1 protein-coding gene is annotated in these 955 nt (G+C 65.7%); it reads right to left on the reverse strand.

The window, feature by feature from the left end; genetic code table 11:
* The coding region (guaA, locus tag C0461_RS14325; protein WP_292107976.1) for a glutamine-hydrolyzing GMP synthase at window positions 1-955 on the reverse strand (955 nt) is incomplete at both ends.

The following is a 955-nucleotide window of genomic DNA, read 5'->3' on the forward strand; positions in this document are numbered from 1 at the left end:
CATGCGCCTTGCCGCTGGACGACGACACGCTTTCGATGACGTCGGGATAGAGCGTGCCCTGGGCCAGGAACTCGGCGCCGTCGATCTTGCCGGCCTCGCGGTCGAAAACCTCGATGAACACCCGGCCGATGATCTTGCGCTTGGTCTCTGGGTCTGACTGGCCCGCCAGTTCGCCCAGAAATTCTTTCGACGCATCAACATGGATCAGCGGGATGTTGTAGTGCTCTCTGAACAGGGTCGTGACCTGTGTCGCCTCATCCTTGCGCAGCAGGCCGGTGTCCACGAACACGCAGGTCAGCTGATCGCCGATGGCCTCGTGGATCAGCACCGCCGCGACAGAACTGTCGACGCCGCCCGACAGGCCGCAGACGACCCTGGCCGAACCGACCTGTTCGCGGATCTGGGCGATCTTCTCGTCGCGATAGGCCGCCATGGTCCAGTCGCCGGACAGCCCCGCGATGCCGTGGGTGAAGTTCTTCAGCATCGTCGCGCCGCGCGGCGTGTGCATCACCTCGGGATGGAACTGAACGCCATAGAAACGGCGGGTCTCGTCGGCGATCACGGCATAGGGCGAACCGGGCGAGGAGGCGACGACGTCAAAGCCCGCCGGGATGGCGACGATCTTGTCGCCGTGGCTCATCCAGACGGTTTCTTCCTCCCCGACCGCGGCCAGATCGGCCAGCAGGGGCGAGGTCTTTTCGACGGTGATCTCGGCGCGGCCGAACTCGCGATGGTGACCGCCCTCGACCTTGCCGCCCAGTTGTTCGCACATGGTCATCTCGCCGTAGCAGATGCCCAGCACCGGCACGCCCGCCTCGAACACGCCCTGAGGCGCGCGGGGGCTGCCTTCCTCATGGACGCTCTCGGGCCCGCCCGACAGGATGATCGCCGCCGGGCTCATGGCCTCAAGCGCGGCCTCGGCCTTGGCGTAGGGATGGATCTCGCAATAGACGTT

Origin of the sequence: Brevundimonas sp., assembly GCF_013823285.1 — a bacterium.
Lineage (GTDB): Bacteria > Pseudomonadota > Alphaproteobacteria > Caulobacterales > Caulobacteraceae > Brevundimonas.